The organism is Methylobacterium sp. Leaf99, assembly GCF_001422375.1.
Lineage (GTDB): Bacteria > Pseudomonadota > Alphaproteobacteria > Rhizobiales > Beijerinckiaceae > Methylobacterium.
This window is the reverse complement of the sequence record NZ_LMMU01000001.1, coordinates 288,780-306,381: the sequence shown is the minus strand read 5'-3', so window position 1 is coordinate 306,381 and position 17,602 is coordinate 288,780. Positions and strand designations below refer to the sequence as shown.

Below are 17,602 nucleotides of genomic sequence, written 5' to 3'. Positions count from 1 at the left end.
CCTCCGGCGGCCGCCCACATCCCGATCCGCGAAAGCCCACCATGCTGATCCTGATCCTCGGCCTCGTGCTGTTCCTCGGCATGCACGCCTTCTCCATGGCGCGGGCCAAGCGCGCGAGCGTCATCGGCGACGTCGGTGAGGGCCGGTACAAGCTCATCTACACCGGGGTCTCGTTGCTCGGCCTCGTGCTCATCGCCTACGGCTTCCACCTCTACCGCCAGTCCGGCTACATCGAAGTCTGGAACCCGCCGGTCTGGACGCGTCACCTCTCCCTCGTCCTGACCCTGCTGGCGTTCATCGTCCTCGCCTCGGCCTACCTGCCGGGCCATATCCGCGCCAAGGCCAAGCACCCGATGCTCCTGGCCGTGAAGATCTGGGCCACCGCCCACCTGCTCGCCAACGGCGATCTCGGCTCGATCCTGCTGTTCGGCAGCTTTCTCGCCTGGGCGGTAATCGCCCGCATCAGCGCCAAACGCCGGGCGTTGAGCCCCACCGCCGTGGCTGCCCAGCACGGCGTCGTCGCGGCCCCGGCCGGGTGGCGCAACGATGCCCTCGCGGTGGTCGTCGGCCTCGCCGTGTGGTTCGTGTTCGGCAAATACCTGCACCCGATCCTCATCGGCGTCGCTGCATGGCCGGGTCAGGCCTGAGGGAGACCGGATGCGGGCGGGACGGCCCTGCGGCCAAGACCGGTCGCCAACGGCCCGGGCCTGTGCTAGGCGCAGGCCTCGATCTCCCTAGACGTGGCCGGGCGTGTCTTCGGCCGGCATGAGACAGCATGGCCGAGAACAACGAGTTCATCCGCGAGGTCAACGAGGACTATCGCCGGGATCAGGTCGCCGAGATCTGGCGTCGCTACAGCGGCGCCATCATCGCCGTGGCGATCCTCGTGGTGGCCGCCGTCGGCGGCTTGCGCTACTGGCAGCACGACCAGCGCGTGCGCGCCGATGCGGCCTCCGAACAGTTCGACACCGCGAACCGCCTCGCCCGGGACGGCAAGAATGCGGAGGCCGACAAGGCGTTCGAGGCGATCCGCACCGACGCACCGGGCGGCTATCGCCTCCTCGCCCGCTTCCGCTCGGCCGCCGAGACGTCGAAGCGCGACGGGGCAGCCGCGGCCACCGAGTACGACGCCCTCGCGGCGGATACCGGCGTCAGCGACGCCCTGCGCGATCTCGCCCGTCTCCGCGCCGCCCTCCTGCGCCTCGACGGGCCGCAGCCGGACGCGGCTTTGGCCAGTCTCCAGGGCCTCGCCGCGCCTACGGGCGCCTTCCGCCACACCGCCCGCGAAATGCTCGGCCTCGTCGCCCTCAAGCGCGGCGAGTACGACGCCGCCGGGCGCTGGTTCGATCAGATCAACGCCGACCCGCAGGCGCCGCAGAACCTGCGCCAGCGCATCGAGGTCTACGCCGCCCTCGTGGCCGGTGGTCCGGTCACGGTGACAGCGGCCGCGCCCGAGCCGGCGGCCCCGCCGCCCGTGACGCGCTGACACTCTGTTTTCCCCCACCCCGTACGACTGAATCGAGCACACCATGGACATGCCGACCGTCGCGATCGTCGGACGGCCGAATGTCGGCAAGTCGACCCTCTTCAACCGCCTCGTGGGCAAGAAGCTCGCCCTGGTGGACGACCGCCCCGGCGTGACCCGCGACCGGCGCGAGGGCGACGTCAACTTCGGTGGCCTCGTCTTCCGCATCATCGACACCGCCGGCCTCGAACAGGCCGATGCAGATTCACTCCTCGGCCGCATGCGCGCCCAGACCGAGGCTGCGATCCTCGAAGCCGACATCGTGCTGTTCGTCATCGACGCCCGCGCCGGCATCCTGCCCGCCGATCAGCCCTTCGCCGAACTCGTGCGCCGGGCCGGCTGCCCCGTCATCCTCATCGCCAACAAGGCCGAGGGCGGCGCTGGCCTCGGCGGCGCCTACGAGGCGTTCTCCCTGGGCCTCGGCGACCCGATCCCGTTCTCGGCCGAGCACGGCGAGGGCATCGGCGAACTCCACGACGCCCTCATGGAGGCCCTGCCGGCGCAGGACGAGGACGACGCGGACGAGGACCCGTCCGACCGCTCCCTCAAGGTCGCCATCGTCGGCCGCCCCAACGCCGGCAAGTCGACCCTCATCAACCGTATGCTCGGCGAGGAGCGCCTCCTCGTCGGCCCCGAGGCCGGCATCACCCGCGATTCCATCTCCCTGGATTGGGAATGGCGCGGGCGCAGGATCAAGCTGCACGACACCGCCGGCATGCGCCGCAAGGCCCGCATCGACGACAAGCTGGAGAAACTCGCGGTGTCGGACGGCCTGCGCGCCGTGCGCTTCGCCGAGGTGGTGGTGGTGCTCCTCGATGCCACGATCCCGTTCGAGAAGCAGGATCTCACCATCGTCGATCTCATCGAGAGCGAAGGCCGTGCCCTCGTCATCGGCCTCAACAAGTGGGACCTCGTCGCCGACCAGAACGGCCTCCTGAAGAAGCTGCGCGAGGATTGCACCCGCCTGTTGCCGCAGGTGCGCGGCGTTCCGGTGGTGCCGCTCTCGGGGCTCGCCGGCGAGGGTATCGACAAGCTCATGCAGGCGGTCACCGGCGCGGAAGTGGTGTGGAACACCCGCGTCTCGACCTCGCGCATCAACGACTGGCTGAGTGCGGCGACCCAGCGCAACCCGCCCCCGGCCGTCTCGGGCCGGCGCATCAAGATCCGTTACGCGACCCAGGTGAAGAGCCGCCCGCCGCACTTCGCCCTGTTCGGCAACCAGCTCGATGGCCTGCCGAAATCCTACACCCGCTACCTCGTCAACGGCCTGCGCGAATCGTTCGAACTGCCGGGCGTGCCGATCCGGCTTTCGCTCCGGACGTCGAAGAACCCGTTCGACAAGGACAACAAGGGCTGAGCCGGGTTCTCCTCGTCGGCGACGTTCAATCGTCGCCGCGCGTGGTGGCGGCCAGCCAGTCCACCACTGCGACGAGGGGATTCCGACCTTCGGTTCGCGCCCCATCGTAGGCGGCGATCTGGCGTTTGGCGCTCGTGCCGTCGTGGACGATCCGCCGGGCGCCTTCGACATCGTCGACGCAGCCGAGGGCTTCGGCATCTTCTCGGATCAGCGCCAGGAGGTTGTCGAGTGCCACTGCGAACGGTACGGCCTCTTCGCTCGCCTCATCGATCATCTCCGCCTTCGTTCCCCCATGCTGCGCCCGCCACAGGTTCTCCTGCGCCAGCGCCCGCGAGACGCCGTCGAGGCCGGCATTCAGGTCCGGGCGGCGCACGGCGCAGTGGACGAGGCAGCGGTAGAGGGCCGCGATGGTGATCGCGTCGTCGACCCGCGTGCAGGAATCGGCGATGCGCAGTTCGAGGGTCGGAAACTTGATGGACGGGCGCAGCGACCACCACAGGAAGCTCGCATCCGCGATAGAGCCGGCCCTCGTCATGATCCGGACGTAGCGCTCGTAGGCGGCACGATCCGCGAACAGCTCGGGCAGGCCGGTGCGCGGGAGTTCGCCGAAGGCGCTGAGGCGATAGGCGGCGAGCCCCGTCGGCTGGCCCTGCCAGAATGGCGACGAGGCCGAGAGGGCGAGCAGGATCGGCTGGAACGGCAGCAGGCGGTTCATGAGGTCGACCCGCGTGTCCGGGTCCGGCACCTCGACATGAACGTGCATGCCGCAGATCAGGCTGCGCCGACCGGCCAGACCGACATCTTCGAGGATGCCGGTGTAGCGCTCACCCTGCGTGGCCACCTGCCTTGCCCAGGCCGCCACCGGATGGGTGCCGGCGGCGAAGGCGAGGACGCCGTGCTCGCGGCCGATCCGCGCCAGGGTGGCCCGGTGATGCGCAAGCGTCTCGCGGGCTTCCCCGAAGCTGCCCGAGGGCGGCGTGCAGGCCTCGATCTGGGATTCGAGGAGTTCGCGGCCGATCTCCGGCAGGGCCGCCCCGGCCGCGTCGTGGAAGGCTTTGAGCGACCGGTCCGGCGTGCCCCGGCTCTCCGCATCGGCCAGAAAGTACTCTTCCTCGATGCCGAAGCGATACGAATGCGGGCTCATCGTGGACCTTGGAGCTGGAGGGCTCTTCTCAACCCGCCAGCCCGGCCCTTTGTGCCGTCAGGTGCGTAAGGGGCCACCGACGAGCCAAGCTGGATCGAACCAGCGGTCGGCCTCGCCATCGTAGGGCAGGCGGGTGACGTCCCAGTGCTGGATGTACTTCGCGTAGACGTTCCACACCGCGATGCCGCCGCCGACGAAGATGCGCCGGCCGGGATAGCGCGCGAGCACCGCCTCCGGGTCCTCGTGGCTGCGGATCACGTCGATGGTGCGGTCCTTGAACGCGAACTCCGGCACCGAGGCCACGGTCTTCGGACCGGCGATGAGGACGTGGCCCATGGTGATGGCGAAGAACCGCGTTACGTCCTCGACGAAGAGCGGATCGGTGTTGCCTTCCCACGGGAGGTGCCCGTCGAGCCCGAGTTGTCCCCGCTGGCCGATGGCGCAGATGCAGCGAACGTCGATCATCGTTTCATGGCCCTGGGAGCGGAAGAGCGTCTGCGGATGCCCGCTCTGGATGGAAGCGTAAGCGGCAGCGGTGACCGCCGGGAAATTATCAGTCGGCCATCCGCGGGGTCAGCACGCGGTCGTTGGGAAAGTCGTAAATCTTGCCCGTTTGGTTCCAATCGGGACACGCCATCCGGACGATGTGCGGCGCCAGATCCTCCGGCGTCTTCAGGGTCTCGGGGTCCTCGCCCGGCATGGCGGCGCGGCGCATGTCCGTGCGCAGGGGGCCGGGGTTGAGGAGCATGGCGCGGACGGACGTGGTCTCGGTCTCGGCGGCGTAGGTCCGCACCAGGGCATCGAGGGCGGCCTTGGAAACCGAGTAGGGCCCCCAGTAGGCCTTGCATTTCTGGGCGGCACCCGAGGTCACGAAAATCGCCCGGCCGGCATCGGACATCCGCAGAAGCGGATCGAGCGAGCGGATCAGACGCCAGTTCGCCGTGACGTTGATGTCCATCACCTGCGTCCAGGTTTTGGGCGTGACGTGGCCGAGCGGGGTTAGATTACCGAGGATGCCGGCATTGCCCACGACGATGTCGAGGCGCTTCCAGCGCTCGTGCAGCCCGGCACCGAGGCGATCGATGGCGTCGTAATCGGTGAGATCAAGGGGGACCAGGGTAGCGCTCGATCCCGCCGCCCGAATGGCGTCGTCGAGTTCTTCCAGTGCGCCCTGCGTCCGGGCGACGGCGACGATGTGGGCGCCGGCCGCCGCCAGGGCCAGCGCGGCGGCCCGGCCGATACCCCGCGAGGCGCCGGTCACGACGGCGACGCGCCCGGCCAGGGGGTTTCGCGGGTTGGTCAAGTGCGTGTCGTCGGTCATGGCCCGGCGCTCAGTCGGCTTCCGCCAGCATCGCCAGCCGGCGCGGACCTGCGATGGCCATGTCGGTCAGGTTCGTTGGGTAGTCGCCAGTGAAGCAATGATCGGTGTATTGCGGGCAGGCCTCGTCGCGGCGGTCCTCGCCCATGGCCTTGTACAGGCCGTCGATGGATAGGAAGGCCAGGGAATCGGCGCCGATGTAGCGGCGCATGCCCTCGAGATCGTGGGTGGCGGCCAGGAGCTTCTCGCGCTCCGGCGTGTCGATGCCGTAGAAGTCCGGATAGGTGATGGGCGGCGAGGCGATGCGGAAATGCACCTCCTTGGCGCCGGCTTCCCGCATCATCCGGACGATCTTCACGGAGGTGGTGCCGCGTACCAGGCTGTCGTCGACCAGGACGATGCGCTTGCCCTCGACCACGGCGCGGTTGGCCGAATGCTTCATGCGTACGCCGAGCTCGCGCACGGACTGGGTCGGCTGGATGAAGGTGCGCCCGACATAGTGGTTGCGGATGATGCCCATCTCGAAGGGCAGGCCGGTCTCCTGGGCGAAGCCGAGGGCCGCGGGCACGCCGGAATCCGGCACCGGGATCACCACGTCGGCGGAGGCCGCCGATTCACGGGCGAGCTCGTGACCGATGTTCTTGCGGACCGCGTAGACGCTCTTGCCGTTCACCACGGAATCGGGGCGGGCGAAGTAGATGTACTCGAAGATGCACGGGCGCATGGGCCGGGCCGGCGCGAAGCGGATCGATTCGATGCCCTCTTCGGAGATCACCACGATCTCGCCGTTCTCGACATCGCGGATGAACTTTGCGCCGATGATGTCCAGCGCACAGGTCTCCGAGGCAAGGATGTAGCGGCCGTCGAGTTCGCCGAGCACCAGGGGGCGGATGCCCATGGGATCGCGGGCGCCGATGAGCTTCTTGTTGGTGAGCGCCACGATGGCGTAGGCGCCCTCGATCTGCTTGAGGGCCTCGGTGAAGCGCTCGACGATGCGCGGGGCGCGGCTCCGGGCGGCCAGATGCAGGATCACCTCCGTGTCGGAGGTCGACTGAGTGATGGCGCCGTCGCGCACGAGGTCGCGGCGGATCGACAGCGCGTTGGTGAGGTTGCCGTTATGCGCGACCGCCAAACCGCCGCTGGCGAGTTCGGCGAACAGCGGTTGGACGTTGCGCAGGATGGTGCCGCCGGTGGTCGAGTAACGCACGTGGCCGATGGCGGCCCGGCCCCGCAGGCGGGCGATGGTCTCGCCGTCCGAGAACGAATCGCCGACGAGGCCGGGGCGGCGCTCCGAATGGAACACTTCGCCGTCGAAGGAGACGATCCCAGCCGCTTCCTGGCCACGATGCTGGAGGGCGTGGAGGCCCAGCGCCACGATGGCGGAGGCGTCGGGGTGGCCGAAGATGCCGAAGACGCCGCATTCCTCACGCAGGGTATCGCCGTCGCGATCGAGGCCGTCGACGATCCCGGCAGCCGGACGGGCACTCGGTTTCACTGCCAACATGGTGCGGTCGATCCCTGGTTGCCCGGCACTGGGCACAGCCGGCGTCGTCACGAGGCCGTCATGCGAGAAGCCAGCATGTAAGCAAGGTTCGCCCGGGCACCAAGCGCGGGCACGCAGATCAGCGTCGCGAGGCGGGCGTGGCTGGGGACGGCCCCTCGCTGCGGCGCTGGGCGGGGACATCGCCTTCCGGCGGCTCCACGGGATCGGCCGGGGTCTCGACCTTGGGCTTCTTGAACTGCTTCAGGAGGCCTTCCGGATTCTCGGGCAACTGCGCCACCAAGGCCTCGCCGGATTTCTCCAGCATCGGCCGGCTGCGGGCCTGCGCCGCCCAATCGGGCATCTTGCCCTGGACGAGCCAAGCCAGGAACACCCATCCGATGACGCAGATGAGAAAGCCCCGCCCGGCGCCGAACAGGAAGCCGAGGGACCGATCGATGGCGCCGATGCGCGAATCGAGGATCATGTCGGACACCTTCACGGTGATGATCGAGACCACGATGAGCGTACCGAGAAAGATCGCCGCGATGGAGGCCACCAGGGCCACGGTGGCATTGGTGACGTGTTGGCTCACGGTGGGCAGAAGTAGGGGATAGAGTTTCCAGGCAACGGCGGCGGCGGCAACCCACGCGATGATCGCCAGCACTTCACGGGTGGCACCGCGAACGGCCGCAAGCAACGCGGACACCACGACGATGCCGAGCACGACGAGATCGAGAACGGAGAACGGCATCGTGGGAGATTGTCACTTCAAGGGAGTTGCGGCAGCGCAGCGTATCCTGCGGCTTCCCTCGGCCGCGCCCCTGTATATCGTGCCGAATCCTGGCCGTCACCCTCAAGCCGGCGGCCGTCCCGGCCCGGAAGGGGCTTCAGTCGTCGTCGTACTCCACCGCGCCGCGTCCCCGGTTCGAGCCGACCCGGCGCGGACCGTTGCTGGCGATGCCGGCGACGAGGTCGGCGATGTGGCGCAGGGCTTCGGTGGGAAACCCGTCGTTGCCGCCCTCGCCGCGCCCCTGGGGTGTCACCGCCTTGGCGAAACCGAGCTTGAGCGCCTCCTTCAAGCGGGCCGGCGCCTGGGCCACGGGCCGGATGGCACCGGATAGGCCGATCTCGCCGAAATACACCGTCTCGGGTGGCAGCGCAGAGCCCGACAGGGACGAGACCAGGGCGGCGGCCACGGCCAGATCCGCCGCCGGCTCGGTGATGCGCAGGCCGCCGGCAACGTTGAGGTAGACGTCGTGGGTGCCGAGGCGGATGCCGCCATGGGCCTCCAGGACGGCGAGCACCATGGACAGGCGGTTGGGGTCCCAGCCGACCACCGCGCGACGCGGCATCCCGAGCGACGAGGGCGCGACGAGGGCCTGGATCTCGACGAGGAGCGGCCGCGTGCCTTCCATGCCGGCGAACACCGCCGTGCCCGGTGCCGCGTGGTCGCGCCCGGCGAGGAACAGGGCGGAGGGATTCGGTACCTCGGCGAGCCCCATATCGGTCATCTCGAACACCCCGATCTCGTCGGTCGGCCCGAAGCGGTTCTTCACCGCGCGCAAGATACGAAAATGGTGGCCCTGATCGCCCTCGAACGAGGCCACGGCATCGACCATGTGCTCGACGACGCGCGGTCCCGCGATCTGACCGTCCTTGGTGACATGGCCGACCAGAATCACCGCGGTGCCGGTGGTCTTGGCGAAGCGGATCAGCGTCTGGGCCGAGCCGCGCACCTGGGTGACGGTGCCGGGTGCCGATTCGACGGTTTCGGTCCACATGGTCTGGATCGAATCGATGATGCAGAGGGCCGGTGGCGTGCCCTGCGACAGGGTCTCGACGATATCCTCGACGTTGGTCTCGGCCGCCAACTCCACCGGCATGTCGGCGAGGCCGAGGCGCTCGGCGCGCAGGCGCACCTGCGCCACCGCCTCCTCGCCGGAGATGTAGACGACCCGCTCCCCCGTGCGCGCCATGGCGGCCGTGGCCTGCATCAGCAGGGTGGACTTGCCGATGCCGGGGTCGCCGCCGAGCAGGATCACCGAGCCGCGGACGAAGCCGCCGCCCGTCACCCGGTCGAGCTCGTTGATCCCGGACGGGATGCGCGGGGCCTGCTTGACCTCGCCGGTGAGGCCCTCCAGCGGAAACACTCGGCCCTTGGCCCGGCTCGGCCGCGTCTTGACCGGGCCGGACTGGGGACCGCCGGCACCCGTCTCCTCGGCGATGCAGTTCCAGCCGTTGCAGGCTTCGCAGCGCCCGCGCCAGCGGTTGTAGACCGCCCCGCAGGACTGGCACACGAAGGTTTGGTTGATCTTGGCCATGCTGCGTCCGGAAGAGGCCCCTCAGGCCTCGGTTCCTGTCACATAATGGCGAACATAGCGAGAACCCAGCCCCGTCAGGATCTCGTAGCCGATGGTACCTGCGGCCTGTCCCACGGTGTCGATGTCGAGCGCGTCGCCGATGAGCGTCGCGGTTCCGCCGCGCGCCGCGCCGGGGGCGTCGGTGACGTCGAGGATGACGAGGTCCATGGAGATGTGGCCGACGATGGGACAGCGCACGCCGTCGACCAGGGCGGCGCCCCGCCCGCTCGCCGCGCGGGGATAGCCGTCGGCGTAGCCGATGGAGAGGGTCGCGAGGCGGCGCGGGCTATCGGCCGTCCAGCGGGCGTTGTAGCCGGCGGTCTCGCCGGCCGCGACGGTGCGAACCTGGGCAATGGTCGCCTCGAGTCGCACAACCGGGCGCATGGGGTTCGGCTTGCCGGGTGTGGGATTGCCACCGAACAGGGCGTAGCCGGGCCGCAGGAGGTCGTGGTGAGCTTCCCCGCCGAGGAAGACGCCCGACGAGTTGGCGAAGGAGGCGGGGATGCCCGGCAGGGCGGCGCGCAGGCGCGCGAAGTCTGCGGCCTGCCGGGTGTTGACGGCCTCCTCGGGCAACTCGGCGCTGACGAGATGGGTCATCAGGAGGCCGATGCCAGCGCGTGCCACGATGGGATCGCCAGCGAGCGCCAAGGCCTCGGACACCGAGAAGCCGAGGCGGTTCATCCCGGTATCGATGTGGAGCGCGGCGGGTTGCGGGGCGCCGGATCTCACGCACAAAGCTGCCCATTCCGTCAGCTCCTCGGGCGATCCGAGGACGGGACGCAGGGCGTGGGCCATGAGGGCGGAGCCAATGTCCGGCAGGAGCCCGTTGAGGACGTAGATGGTCGCCTCCGGCAGGAGCGCGCGCGCCGCGACGGCTTCGCTCAGGTGGGCGACGAAGTAGGTGCGGCACCCGGCCGCCCATAGGGCCGGCGCGACATGGGTCAGGCCGCAGCCATAGGCATCGGCCTTGACCACCGCCGCGCAGGCGAGGCCGGGCGCCTCGTCCGCGAGGCGGCGCCAGTTCGCCACGATGGCCCCGAGGTCGATGGTGAGGATGGCGCCGTGGCCTGGTTCGATCACGCTGTCCAGCTTCGCTCGGTTCTCGGATCGGCACGGGCCGCTCCCCTGCAAACTTTAGGCAACGGCGGATTTCCCACCCGCCGGATCGTTCGTCGTGTGAGATATCGGGTCGCGGACTATCCGATCACATATGCTGATCGGGAATCCGGTCCGACTGGGCGAGGTTCGAGAACCGGGTGATGTTGGCGTCGAACTGGAGTTCCACGGTGCCGGTGGGGCCGTGGCGCTGTTTCCCTAAGATCACCTCGGCCTTGCCGTGGACCCGGTTCATTTCCGCTTCCCAGGCGAAGAACTCCTCCGTGCCCTCGCGGGGCTTCTTGTTGTTCACATAGTATTCCTCGCGGAACACGAACATCACCACGTCGGCATCCTGCTCGATGGAGCCCGATTCGCGCAGGTCCGAAAGCTGCGGGCGCTTGTCCTCGCGGTTCTCGACCTGACGCGAGAGCTGCGACAGGCCGATGATCGGCACCGCGAGCTCCTTCGCCAGCGCCTTCATGCCCGTGGTGATCTCGGTCATCTCCTGCACGCGATTGTCCGAGCGCTTGCCCGAGCCCGACAGGAGCTGGAGGTAATCGACGATGAGCAGGTCGAGGCCCTTCTGGCGCTTGAGGCGCCGGGCACGCGCCGCGAGCTGGGCGATGGAGATGCCGCCGGTCTGGTCGATGTAGAACGGGATCGTCTGCATGTCCCGGGCGGCATCGGTGATCTTGTAGAAGTCCTCCGGGCGGATGTCGCCGCGGCGGATCTTGTAGGACGGCACGCCCGACTGCTCGGCGATGATACGGGTGGCGAGCTGCTCGGCCGACATCTCGAGGGAGAAGAACCCGACGATGCCGCCGTTCACCGTCTTCATGACGCCGTCGGCGCCCTTCTCGCCCTTGTAGGCCTTGGCGATGTTGAAGGCGATGTTGGTCACCAGCGAGGTCTTGCCCATGGCCGGGCGGCCCGCGAGGATGATGAGATCCGACGATTGCAGGCCGCCCATCTTGGCGTCGAGGTCGGACAGGCCCGTGGCGATGCCCGAGAGCTTGCCCTCGCGCTGGTAGGCCTTGGCCGCCATGTCGACGGCGGTGGTGAGCGCCTCGGAGAACTTCTGGAAGCCGCCGTCGTACTTACCCGACTCGGCGAGCTCGTAGAGGCGGCGCTCGGTGCCCTCGATCTGGTCGCGGGGCGAGGATTCCACCGGCGCCTCGTAGGCGCCGTTAACGAGGTCCTCGCCGATGGTGATGAGCCGGCGCCGGATGGCGAGGTCGTAGATGGTGCGGCCGTAATCGCCCGCGTTGATCACCGTGGTCGCCTCGGCCGCCAGGCGGGCGAGGTACTGCATCACGGTCTGGCCGCCGAGATCGGCGTCGCCCAGATAGGTCTTCAAGGTGATGGGGGTGGCGAGCTTGCCGCCCTTGATGAGCTGCGACGCCACCTCGAAGATCTTGCGGTGGACATCCTCCATGAAATGCTCGGCGAGGAGGAAGTCCGAGATGCGGTAATAGGCGTCGTTGTTGACCAGGATCGCGCCGAGCAGCGCCTGCTCCGCGTCGATGTTGTGCGGCGCGACGCGGAATTCCTGCGTCACCTGTTGAAGGTTGGCCACAAGGGCGTTGGGCAGGGCCATGGGCTGACTCGAGGCTCCGACTTTTTCCGAGCGCGTGGGGACGTGAACGCCCGACCCGCCTTCATTCAGAGGCCAACCATGATGCACCATGGTTAAGGGGCTCTGATCACGACCGACCGATCGGCCCGCGGATCCGACTGGCGCCGGACACGCGAACGCCCGCGACTCGGGCGAGGCGCGGGCGTCCATGCTGGAACAAATAAGGAACAAGTCAACCCGCGAGGGCCGTCGTTCCCCGTTCTCCACCGGCCCGAAGGGCCGTGAATCGGCTTACTCGCGGTCGTCACCGGCCTCGGCCAGTGCCGCGCCGACTTCCAGGCCGAGGTCGTCGAGGTTGAACGCCTCGCGCTCGGTGGTGGATTCGCCACGCGCCTGACGCTCGGCTTCCTCGGGGGAGCGAGCGACGTTGACGGTCACGGAGACCTCGACCTCGGGATGGAGCACGACGGGGACGACGTGCAGGCCCAGGGTCTTGATCGGCTGGTTGAGGGCGAACTGATCGCGGCCGACCGAGAAGCCCTCGGCGGTGACGACCTCGGCGAGATCGCGGGTGGAGACCGAGCCGTACAGCACGCCGGTCTCGCCCGACTGGCGGATCAGCACGAAGCTCTTGCCCTCGAGGGTCTCGGCGACGGTCTGGGCCTCGGACTTCTTCTCAAGGTTGCGGGCCTCGAGCTGGGCGCGCTGGGTCTCGAAGTGCTTCTTGTTGCCGGCGGTGGCGCGCAGGGCCTTGCCGCGGGCCAGCAGGAAGTTGCGGGCGTAACCCGGCTTGACGTTCACGGTCTCGCCCATCTGGCCGAGCTTGGCGACGCGCTCGAGGAGGATGACTTCCATGGGGTTGGTCCTTCGGTTGAGGTTGGGATGGAGGCCGCCGACGGTCGTCGGCTGCGGGGCTCAAGATCGCCCGGACGCGTCCTTGGGACGACGCCGGTCGAGGGCGGTGTCGGCGATGCCGAACAGGGTCAGGGCCACGAAGGCGATGCCCTGGGTGACGAACAGGATGAGGTAGAGGCCGAGCAGCAGGGCGAGGCGCCCGGGGCGGCCACGGCTGCGGTCGTGGAAGGCGGCGAGGCCCTGGATGGCGAAGGCCGCGCTGAGGGCGCCGGCCAGGGCCACGCCGAGGACGCCGGGATAGCCCGGCACGAAGGTCAGCACGAGGGCACCGGCGAGGATGCCGAGGACCCGGCGCGGCATCCGCGTGGACGGCAGATCCGGCCAAGGCCGCGGCAGACGGCCCGACACCTTCACGATTCTGGCGGCGGCCCAGAGGTAGAACACGAGGAGGACGGCCAACCCCTGTGCGGCGAGGCCCGGAGCGACGCGCGCTAGCGCGTCTGAGACATCATCCTTGAGGGTGTCGTCGGGCTTGCTCGGATCAGGCTTGCCCGTGTCGGATTGCGCCCCGTCCGCACCGGTCGCGTCGGGGGCGGCCTGGGGCGGGGCTGGCGCAGCCGTGCGTCCCTGCGTCTGGATCTTGACGATGGAGCGCGTCATGTCGCGCAGCTGCGTGTGGAAGGTCTCGTAGTTCGGCGCCGCGATGACCGCGATGGCGACGAAGGCGAGGCCGGCCGTGCCGGCGGTCCAAGCCAGAAGCCGGCCGGTCGGGTACCATTCCATGGTGCCGTCCGCGCCGGGTCGGCCCAGAAGCGCGAGGTAGGCGAGCCACCAGGCGGGGAGGGCGAGATAGGCGAGGAAGCCGAGACCCAGGAAGGGCTGCACCACGAGGGCCAGCGCCAGACTGCCGGTGATGGCCGCGACGAGGGCGGCCTTGTGGCTCCAGCCGAGCCCCACGATGAGAATCGGGAGGGGGGCGAGCAGGTAGAGGATGATGGCGAGCGCCGTCGCCTTCAGCAGCACGCCGAAGAGGAGGGCGGAGACGAGGCCCGCGCCGATACCGATTCCGAGAAACTGACCCATCGATCCCGCTGTCCCACTGTCCCGATACGGGCAGGGTTAGAGGCGAACCACATCGCCCCAACGACTCCCGGCCTTCCTCATCGAAGACCGGTACGAAAATGCCCCGTCGCGCTCGCGAGGGACGCCCCGGCCCGGCGGAGCCGGACCGGGGCAGCGTGAACTACTTGATCACGTAGGGGAGGAAGCCGAGGAAGCGCGCGCGCTTGATCGCCTGGGCGAGCTCGCGCTGCTTCTTGGCGGACACCGCCGTGATCCGCGACGGCACGATCTTACCGCGCTCGGAGACGTAGCGCGACAGGAGCTTGACGTCCTTGTAGTCGATCTTGGGCGCGTTCGCGCCCGAGAACGGGCAGGTCTTGCGACGACGGAAGAAGGGGCGACGTCCGCCGCCCGCACCGCCACCAGCGCCAGCGGCGGGAGCCGCTCCGGGTCCAGCACCAAATGCCATGGCTTAAGCCTCCCCGCCGAAGTTGCGCTCGGGACGGTCACCCCGATCCCCACGGTCGCCGCGATCACCCCGATCGCGGTCGCCACCGAATCCACCGCCGCCACCGAAGCCCTCGTCGTCACGACGACGGCCGCGTTCGCGATCCTTGCGGTCGTCGCGGTCGCGCTTCTGCATCATCGCCGACGGCTCGGACTCGAGCTCTTCGACGCGCACGGTCATGAAGCGCAGGACATCCTCGGAGATCTGCATCTGACGCTCCATCTCGGCCAGTGCGGCCGGGGGGGCATCGACATTGAGGAGCGTGAAATGCGCTTTGCGGTTCTTCTTGATGCGGTAGGCGAGGGACTTCACGCCCCACATCTCGATCTTCTCGACCTTGCCGCCATTGGCTTCAATGACGCCCTTGTAGGTCTCGACCATGGTCTCGACCTGCTGGGTCGTCACGTCCTGGCGCGCCAGGAAGACGTGTTCGTAGAGAGGCATTAACGGGCCCTTCATATCCAAAGGGACCCGACGGCACATCGGAGTGCGGGACAATAGCGTCGGGCCGGTTCGTACGCGGATCGCCCGGCGCCAAGCCCTTCGAGCCGTTTGAAGGCCCGAGCGGTTGATCGAAGGCGGAGACACGGGACGACGGGAAAAACCTTTTCAGGATTCAACCCTGTACCGGCGAAGCCGGTACCGTCCGTTCAGCCCCCAGCCGGAGCGAACGCGAGGGGTGGCGGATAAACCAGTTGTTCGGGATTGGCAAGTTGTTCTGGGGCCGCGAGCCGGACGTGCCGGCCGAGACAGAGCCTCAGACCGCAGCCTGCTTCTCCACCACGACCGTTTCGAGGATGTCCGCGGGCTCGTAGAACCAGCGGCCCAGCGCTCCGGCCGCCATCGCGCCGACGATCGGAGCGAGCCAGAACAGCCAGAGCTGCGCGAGGTACTCGCCGCCCGCGAACAGGGCGGGGCCGGTGCTCCGAGCCGGATTGACCGACGTATTGGTCACCGGGATCGAGATAAGGTGGATCAGCACCAGCGCGAAGCCGATCGGAATGCCGGCGAAACCCGTCGCGGCCCCTTTCGAGGTGGTGCCGACGATGATGAAGATGAAAAAGAAGGTCGTTAGAAACTCGACGATCAGACAGGCTCCGAGGCTGTACTTGCCGGGGCTCAGGTCGCCGTACCCGTTCGACGCGAATCCTCCCGGCACCCAGCCCGACTTGCCCGATGCGATGGCATAGAGCAGTCCGGCCGCCAGGACCGCGCCGACGAGCTGGGCGACGATGTAGGGCAGGACGTGGTGGTTCGCGCACCGTCGCGCCGACCAGAGGCCGAGCGTGACGGCCGGGTTGAAGTGGCCGCCGGAGATGTGGCCGACCGCATAGGCCATAGTGAGAACGGTCAGGCCGAAGGCGAAGGCGACACCGAGGAAGCCGATGCCGAGTTCCGGAAAAGCCGCGGACAGGACAGCCGCTCCACAACCGCCGAAGGTCAGCCAGAAGGTGCCGAAGAATTCGGCGGTGACCCTGCGCATCGTATCGTGGTCCATGCGGAGTCCTCCTGCTTTGCCGATGCGTTCGCGAAGCGAAGGCCGATCACGTTCGACTTGGCGCGACCCTGCGTCGTTGCCGGACGGAAACAATTTCGCCAGTACGCACGATGCGATCATTGCATGGCCGGAGGGGGTCAGCAATCATCGCAAGGGGTACATTTGAAACATTCGTTGCCCATTATTGCGGTGAGCGTCCGATCGGGTCTCTCAGTGAGAAAATGTTTGACGAAAACCGGGTTTGACCGGGATCAGGTCGGTTCACAGGCGCCGGACCGGGCTCCACCGGGAGCGATCATACGTCGGAATCGTGGTCGATCGTTTCGACGCTCAGCACCGATCCATGCTGGCGAAATCGTTCCATTAGGGAATCGAGGGCGCCGCGATCCACGTGCACGAGGCGGAGGGTGATCGCATCGCGATCGTCGGTCGCGTTCTGACGGATCACGATCTGGCGCAGCTTCGATGCGCAGGGACCGGCGAGGGTCCGGATCGTCGCCGTGGTGACGACACCATGGCGCGCAACGACGCGCAAGTCGTGACGCTGGCGCCGCTCGCGGTAGCGGTCTTCGATCGGCTTCATCCCGGCCAGGATGCCGAGCACGATGGCGGTGGTGGCGATGGCCGGAACGTAGAGACCTCCACCGGAGGCGAGGCCGATGGCGGCCACCGCCCACAGACTGGCGGCGGTGGTGAGGCCTTTCACGACTTCGCCGCGCAGGAGGATCGTGCCGGCGCCGAGGAAACCGATCCCGGACACCACTTGGGCGGCGACGCGGGAAGGATCGAGGGTCACGTTCGGCCGGCCGAGGACATCGGCGAATCCGAAAGCCGAGACGATCATCAGCAGGCAGGAGCCGACGCAGACCAGCATGTGCGTCCGCATGCCGGCCGCCCAGACCAGTCGCTCCCGCTCGAAACCGATGATGCTGCCGAGGAAGGCCGCCACGAGCAGGCGGCCGACCATGTCGAAATTGCTCAGCATTCCGGAGCGGTCGCCGTATCTTCCCCGTCGGTCGGACTACTTGTCCGGCTTCTCCGACAGCAGCGCTCCGGTCTTCGGATCGGCATGGAACTGCATCTTGACGCCGTTCTTCATGCCCTCACCCTCCCAATGCCCGTCGTCGGCCTCGAACTCGGTGATGCTGGTGTAGCCCGTCGCCATCAGCTTCTGCTTCACTTGATCGGCTGGCATCCAATCGGCTCCGGGTTGATCGGCAAGCGCGAGGATCGACGCGGTGCAGGAGAGGGCAAGCGCGAGCGCGAGGGGGAGAAAACGAGACATCGGGGACTCCATGAGCCGGCAAATAACTTCTCCGAAGTCAACCGCGACGCCGAAAGCCGGTTCCCCTGCGCCCTAACGGATCGAACTCGCGATCGCCTGCTGAATGCCCAGGATGTCGGCGCCGCGCTTGAGCGTCTTCGTGATCGGATCGGGCCGTCCAGAGACCCAGATCTTCAGTTCCGAATCGAGGTCGAAGCTGCTCGCTGTCTCGACGGAGAAGCAGGTGATCGCTCGGTAGGGCACCGTCATGTACTGGACCTTGCGGCCGGTGATTCCCTGCTTGTCCACGAGGATCAGGCGCCGGTCGGTGAAGACGATGAGGTCGCGGATGAGCCGGAAGGCGACCTGCACGACCTCGCCCTCCGTGAGGACGCCCGCGAGCTGTTCATGGACCTCCGCCGGCGAGAGGTCGCTGCCGTGGCCGAGCAGGCCGTCGAGAAATCCCATGATGTGCCGTATCCCCGTTCGCGCTCGCGACGCCTATGTAGGGGGCAGGCCCCCGAGGTGAAACGGCCGGGTCGCGACGATCCCGC

The 17,602-nt window shown here is 68.1% G+C and carries 19 protein-coding genes; 3 read left to right on the top strand and 16 right to left on the bottom strand.

The features are described from left to right. The first annotated feature begins 41 nt into the window (after positions 1-41). The 3 genes from ASF28_RS01440 (at position 42) to der (ending at position 2,882) form a co-directional block, all read left to right on the top strand. A complete protein-coding gene (locus ASF28_RS01440; protein ID WP_056086690.1) occupies positions 42-647 on the top strand; it encodes an NnrU family protein in 606 nt (201 codons plus the stop codon). Between the two features lie 128 nt (positions 648-775). Then, positions 776-1,486: a tetratricopeptide repeat protein gene (locus ASF28_RS01435; protein WP_056086687.1), complete on the top strand. Its 711-nt coding sequence runs from the start codon at positions 776-778 to the stop codon at positions 1,484-1,486. A 43-nt stretch (positions 1,487-1,529) separates the two neighbouring features. After that, positions 1,530-2,882 carry a ribosome biogenesis GTPase Der gene (gene der / locus ASF28_RS01430; RefSeq protein ID WP_056086684.1) on the top strand — a complete coding sequence of 451 codons (1,353 nt, stop codon included), beginning with the start codon at positions 1,530-1,532 and terminating at the stop codon, positions 2,880-2,882. 25 nt (positions 2,883-2,907) lie between these two features. Here the strand turns inward: der and ASF28_RS01425 are convergent, their stop codons facing one another. From ASF28_RS01425 to ASF28_RS01350, 16 genes are all read right to left on the bottom strand, one after another. Continuing rightward, positions 2,908-4,026, bottom strand: a complete 1,119-nt coding sequence (locus ASF28_RS01425; protein ID WP_056086681.1) for a carboxylate-amine ligase — start codon at positions 4,024-4,026, stop codon at positions 2,908-2,910. Between the two features lie 57 nt (positions 4,027-4,083). Further along, positions 4,084-4,491 (bottom strand): dihydrofolate reductase, encoded by a 408-nt coding sequence (locus ASF28_RS01420; RefSeq protein WP_056086678.1) that lies wholly within the window; start codon positions 4,489-4,491, stop codon positions 4,084-4,086. Positions 4,492-4,579: 88 nt separating this feature from the next. After that, positions 4,580-5,347, bottom strand: a complete 768-nt coding sequence (locus tag ASF28_RS01415) for an SDR family NAD(P)-dependent oxidoreductase (protein WP_056086675.1) — start codon at positions 5,345-5,347, stop codon at positions 4,580-4,582. A gap of 10 nt (positions 5,348-5,357) precedes the next feature. Continuing rightward, positions 5,358-6,848 (bottom strand): amidophosphoribosyltransferase, encoded by a 1,491-nt coding sequence (gene purF, locus ASF28_RS01410; RefSeq protein WP_056086672.1) that lies wholly within the window; start codon positions 6,846-6,848, stop codon positions 5,358-5,360. A gap of 118 nt (positions 6,849-6,966) precedes the next feature. Continuing rightward, on the bottom strand, positions 6,967-7,578 hold the full coding sequence (locus tag ASF28_RS01405) for a CvpA family protein (RefSeq protein WP_056086670.1): 612 nt from the start codon (positions 7,576-7,578) through the stop codon (positions 6,967-6,969). A gap of 136 nt (positions 7,579-7,714) precedes the next feature. Beyond that, entirely contained in the window at positions 7,715-9,148 is a 1,434-nt protein-coding gene (radA, locus tag ASF28_RS01400) for a DNA repair protein RadA (RefSeq protein WP_056086667.1), read from the bottom strand. A 21-nt stretch (positions 9,149-9,169) separates the two neighbouring features. Continuing rightward, positions 9,170-10,267, bottom strand: coding sequence for an alanine racemase (gene alr / locus ASF28_RS01395; RefSeq protein WP_157085264.1), 1,098 nt, complete (start codon positions 10,265-10,267; stop codon positions 9,170-9,172). A 124-nt stretch (positions 10,268-10,391) separates the two neighbouring features. Further along, positions 10,392-11,882 (bottom strand): replicative DNA helicase, encoded by a 1,491-nt coding sequence (locus tag ASF28_RS01390; protein WP_056086665.1) that lies wholly within the window; start codon positions 11,880-11,882, stop codon positions 10,392-10,394. Positions 11,883-12,152: 270 nt separating this feature from the next. Then, positions 12,153-12,716 carry a 50S ribosomal protein L9 gene (gene rplI / locus ASF28_RS01385; RefSeq protein WP_056086662.1) on the bottom strand — a complete coding sequence of 188 codons (564 nt, stop codon included), beginning with the start codon at positions 12,714-12,716 and terminating at the stop codon, positions 12,153-12,155. A gap of 60 nt (positions 12,717-12,776) precedes the next feature. After that, positions 12,777-13,799, bottom strand: coding sequence for a DUF2232 domain-containing protein (locus ASF28_RS01380; protein WP_056086655.1), 1,023 nt, complete (start codon positions 13,797-13,799; stop codon positions 12,777-12,779). Between the two features lie 160 nt (positions 13,800-13,959). Continuing rightward, complete coding sequence (gene rpsR / locus ASF28_RS01375; RefSeq protein WP_056086652.1) at positions 13,960-14,247, bottom strand: 30S ribosomal protein S18; 288 nt, start codon at positions 14,245-14,247, stop codon at positions 13,960-13,962. Between the two features lie 3 nt (positions 14,248-14,250). Further along, the gene (gene rpsF, locus ASF28_RS01370) at positions 14,251-14,730 is read right to left on the bottom strand and encodes a 30S ribosomal protein S6 (protein WP_056086650.1); all 480 of its coding nucleotides are present in this window, start codon (positions 14,728-14,730) and stop codon (positions 14,251-14,253) included. A 313-nt stretch (positions 14,731-15,043) separates the two neighbouring features. Further along, entirely contained in the window at positions 15,044-15,784 is a 741-nt protein-coding gene (gene aqpZ, locus ASF28_RS01365) for an aquaporin Z (protein ID WP_056086647.1), read from the bottom strand. A gap of 295 nt (positions 15,785-16,079) precedes the next feature. Further along, positions 16,080-16,769 carry an MgtC/SapB family protein gene (locus tag ASF28_RS01360; RefSeq protein ID WP_056086644.1) on the bottom strand — a complete coding sequence of 230 codons (690 nt, stop codon included), beginning with the start codon at positions 16,767-16,769 and terminating at the stop codon, positions 16,080-16,082. A gap of 36 nt (positions 16,770-16,805) precedes the next feature. Then, the gene (locus ASF28_RS01355; RefSeq protein WP_157085262.1) at positions 16,806-17,069 is read right to left on the bottom strand and encodes a PepSY domain-containing protein; all 264 of its coding nucleotides are present in this window, start codon (positions 17,067-17,069) and stop codon (positions 16,806-16,808) included. A gap of 72 nt (positions 17,070-17,141) precedes the next feature. After that, positions 17,142-17,516 (bottom strand): PH domain-containing protein, encoded by a 375-nt coding sequence (locus ASF28_RS01350; RefSeq protein ID WP_056086638.1) that lies wholly within the window; start codon positions 17,514-17,516, stop codon positions 17,142-17,144. Positions 17,517-17,602: the final 86 nt, after the last annotated feature.

Bases quoted from the DNA above. Each gene is read 5' to 3' on its own strand.
- ASF28_RS01380 (WP_056086655.1), bottom strand. From the start codon at position 13,799: ATGGGTCAGTTTCTCGGAATCGGTATCGGCGCGGGCCTCGTCTCCGCC.
- ASF28_RS01390 (WP_056086665.1), bottom strand. From the start codon at position 11,882: ATGGCCCTGCCCAACGCCCTTGTGGCCAACCTTCAACAGGTGACGCAG.
- rpsF (WP_056086650.1), bottom strand. From the start codon at position 14,730: ATGCCTCTCTACGAACACGTCTTCCTGGCGCGCCAGGACGTGACGACC.
- ASF28_RS01350 (WP_056086638.1), bottom strand. From the start codon at position 17,516: ATGGGATTTCTCGACGGCCTGCTCGGCCACGGCAGCGACCTCTCGCCG.
- rplI (WP_056086662.1), bottom strand. From the start codon at position 12,716: ATGGAAGTCATCCTCCTCGAGCGCGTCGCCAAGCTCGGCCAGATGGGC.
- ASF28_RS01420 (WP_056086678.1), bottom strand. From the start codon at position 4,491: ATGATCGACGTTCGCTGCATCTGCGCCATCGGCCAGCGGGGACAACTC.
- ASF28_RS01425 (WP_056086681.1), bottom strand. From the start codon at position 4,026: ATGAGCCCGCATTCGTATCGCTTCGGCATCGAGGAAGAGTACTTTCTG.
- der (WP_056086684.1), top strand. From the start codon at position 1,530: ATGGACATGCCGACCGTCGCGATCGTCGGACGGCCGAATGTCGGCAAG.
- ASF28_RS01355 (WP_157085262.1), bottom strand. From the start codon at position 17,069: ATGTCTCGTTTTCTCCCCCTCGCGCTCGCGCTTGCCCTCTCCTGCACC.
- ASF28_RS01435 (WP_056086687.1), top strand. From the start codon at position 776: ATGGCCGAGAACAACGAGTTCATCCGCGAGGTCAACGAGGACTATCGC.
- ASF28_RS01360 (WP_056086644.1), bottom strand. From the start codon at position 16,769: ATGCTGAGCAATTTCGACATGGTCGGCCGCCTGCTCGTGGCGGCCTTC.
- ASF28_RS01405 (WP_056086670.1), bottom strand. From the start codon at position 7,578: ATGCCGTTCTCCGTTCTCGATCTCGTCGTGCTCGGCATCGTCGTGGTG.
- rpsR (WP_056086652.1), bottom strand. From the start codon at position 14,247: ATGGCATTTGGTGCTGGACCCGGAGCGGCTCCCGCCGCTGGCGCTGGT.
- purF (WP_056086672.1), bottom strand. From the start codon at position 6,848: ATGTTGGCAGTGAAACCGAGTGCCCGTCCGGCTGCCGGGATCGTCGAC.
- aqpZ (WP_056086647.1), bottom strand. From the start codon at position 15,784: ATGGACCACGATACGATGCGCAGGGTCACCGCCGAATTCTTCGGCACC.
- radA (WP_056086667.1), bottom strand. From the start codon at position 9,148: ATGGCCAAGATCAACCAAACCTTCGTGTGCCAGTCCTGCGGGGCGGTC.
- ASF28_RS01440 (WP_056086690.1), top strand. From the start codon at position 42: ATGCTGATCCTGATCCTCGGCCTCGTGCTGTTCCTCGGCATGCACGCC.
- ASF28_RS01415 (WP_056086675.1), bottom strand. From the start codon at position 5,347: ATGACCGACGACACGCACTTGACCAACCCGCGAAACCCCCTGGCCGGG.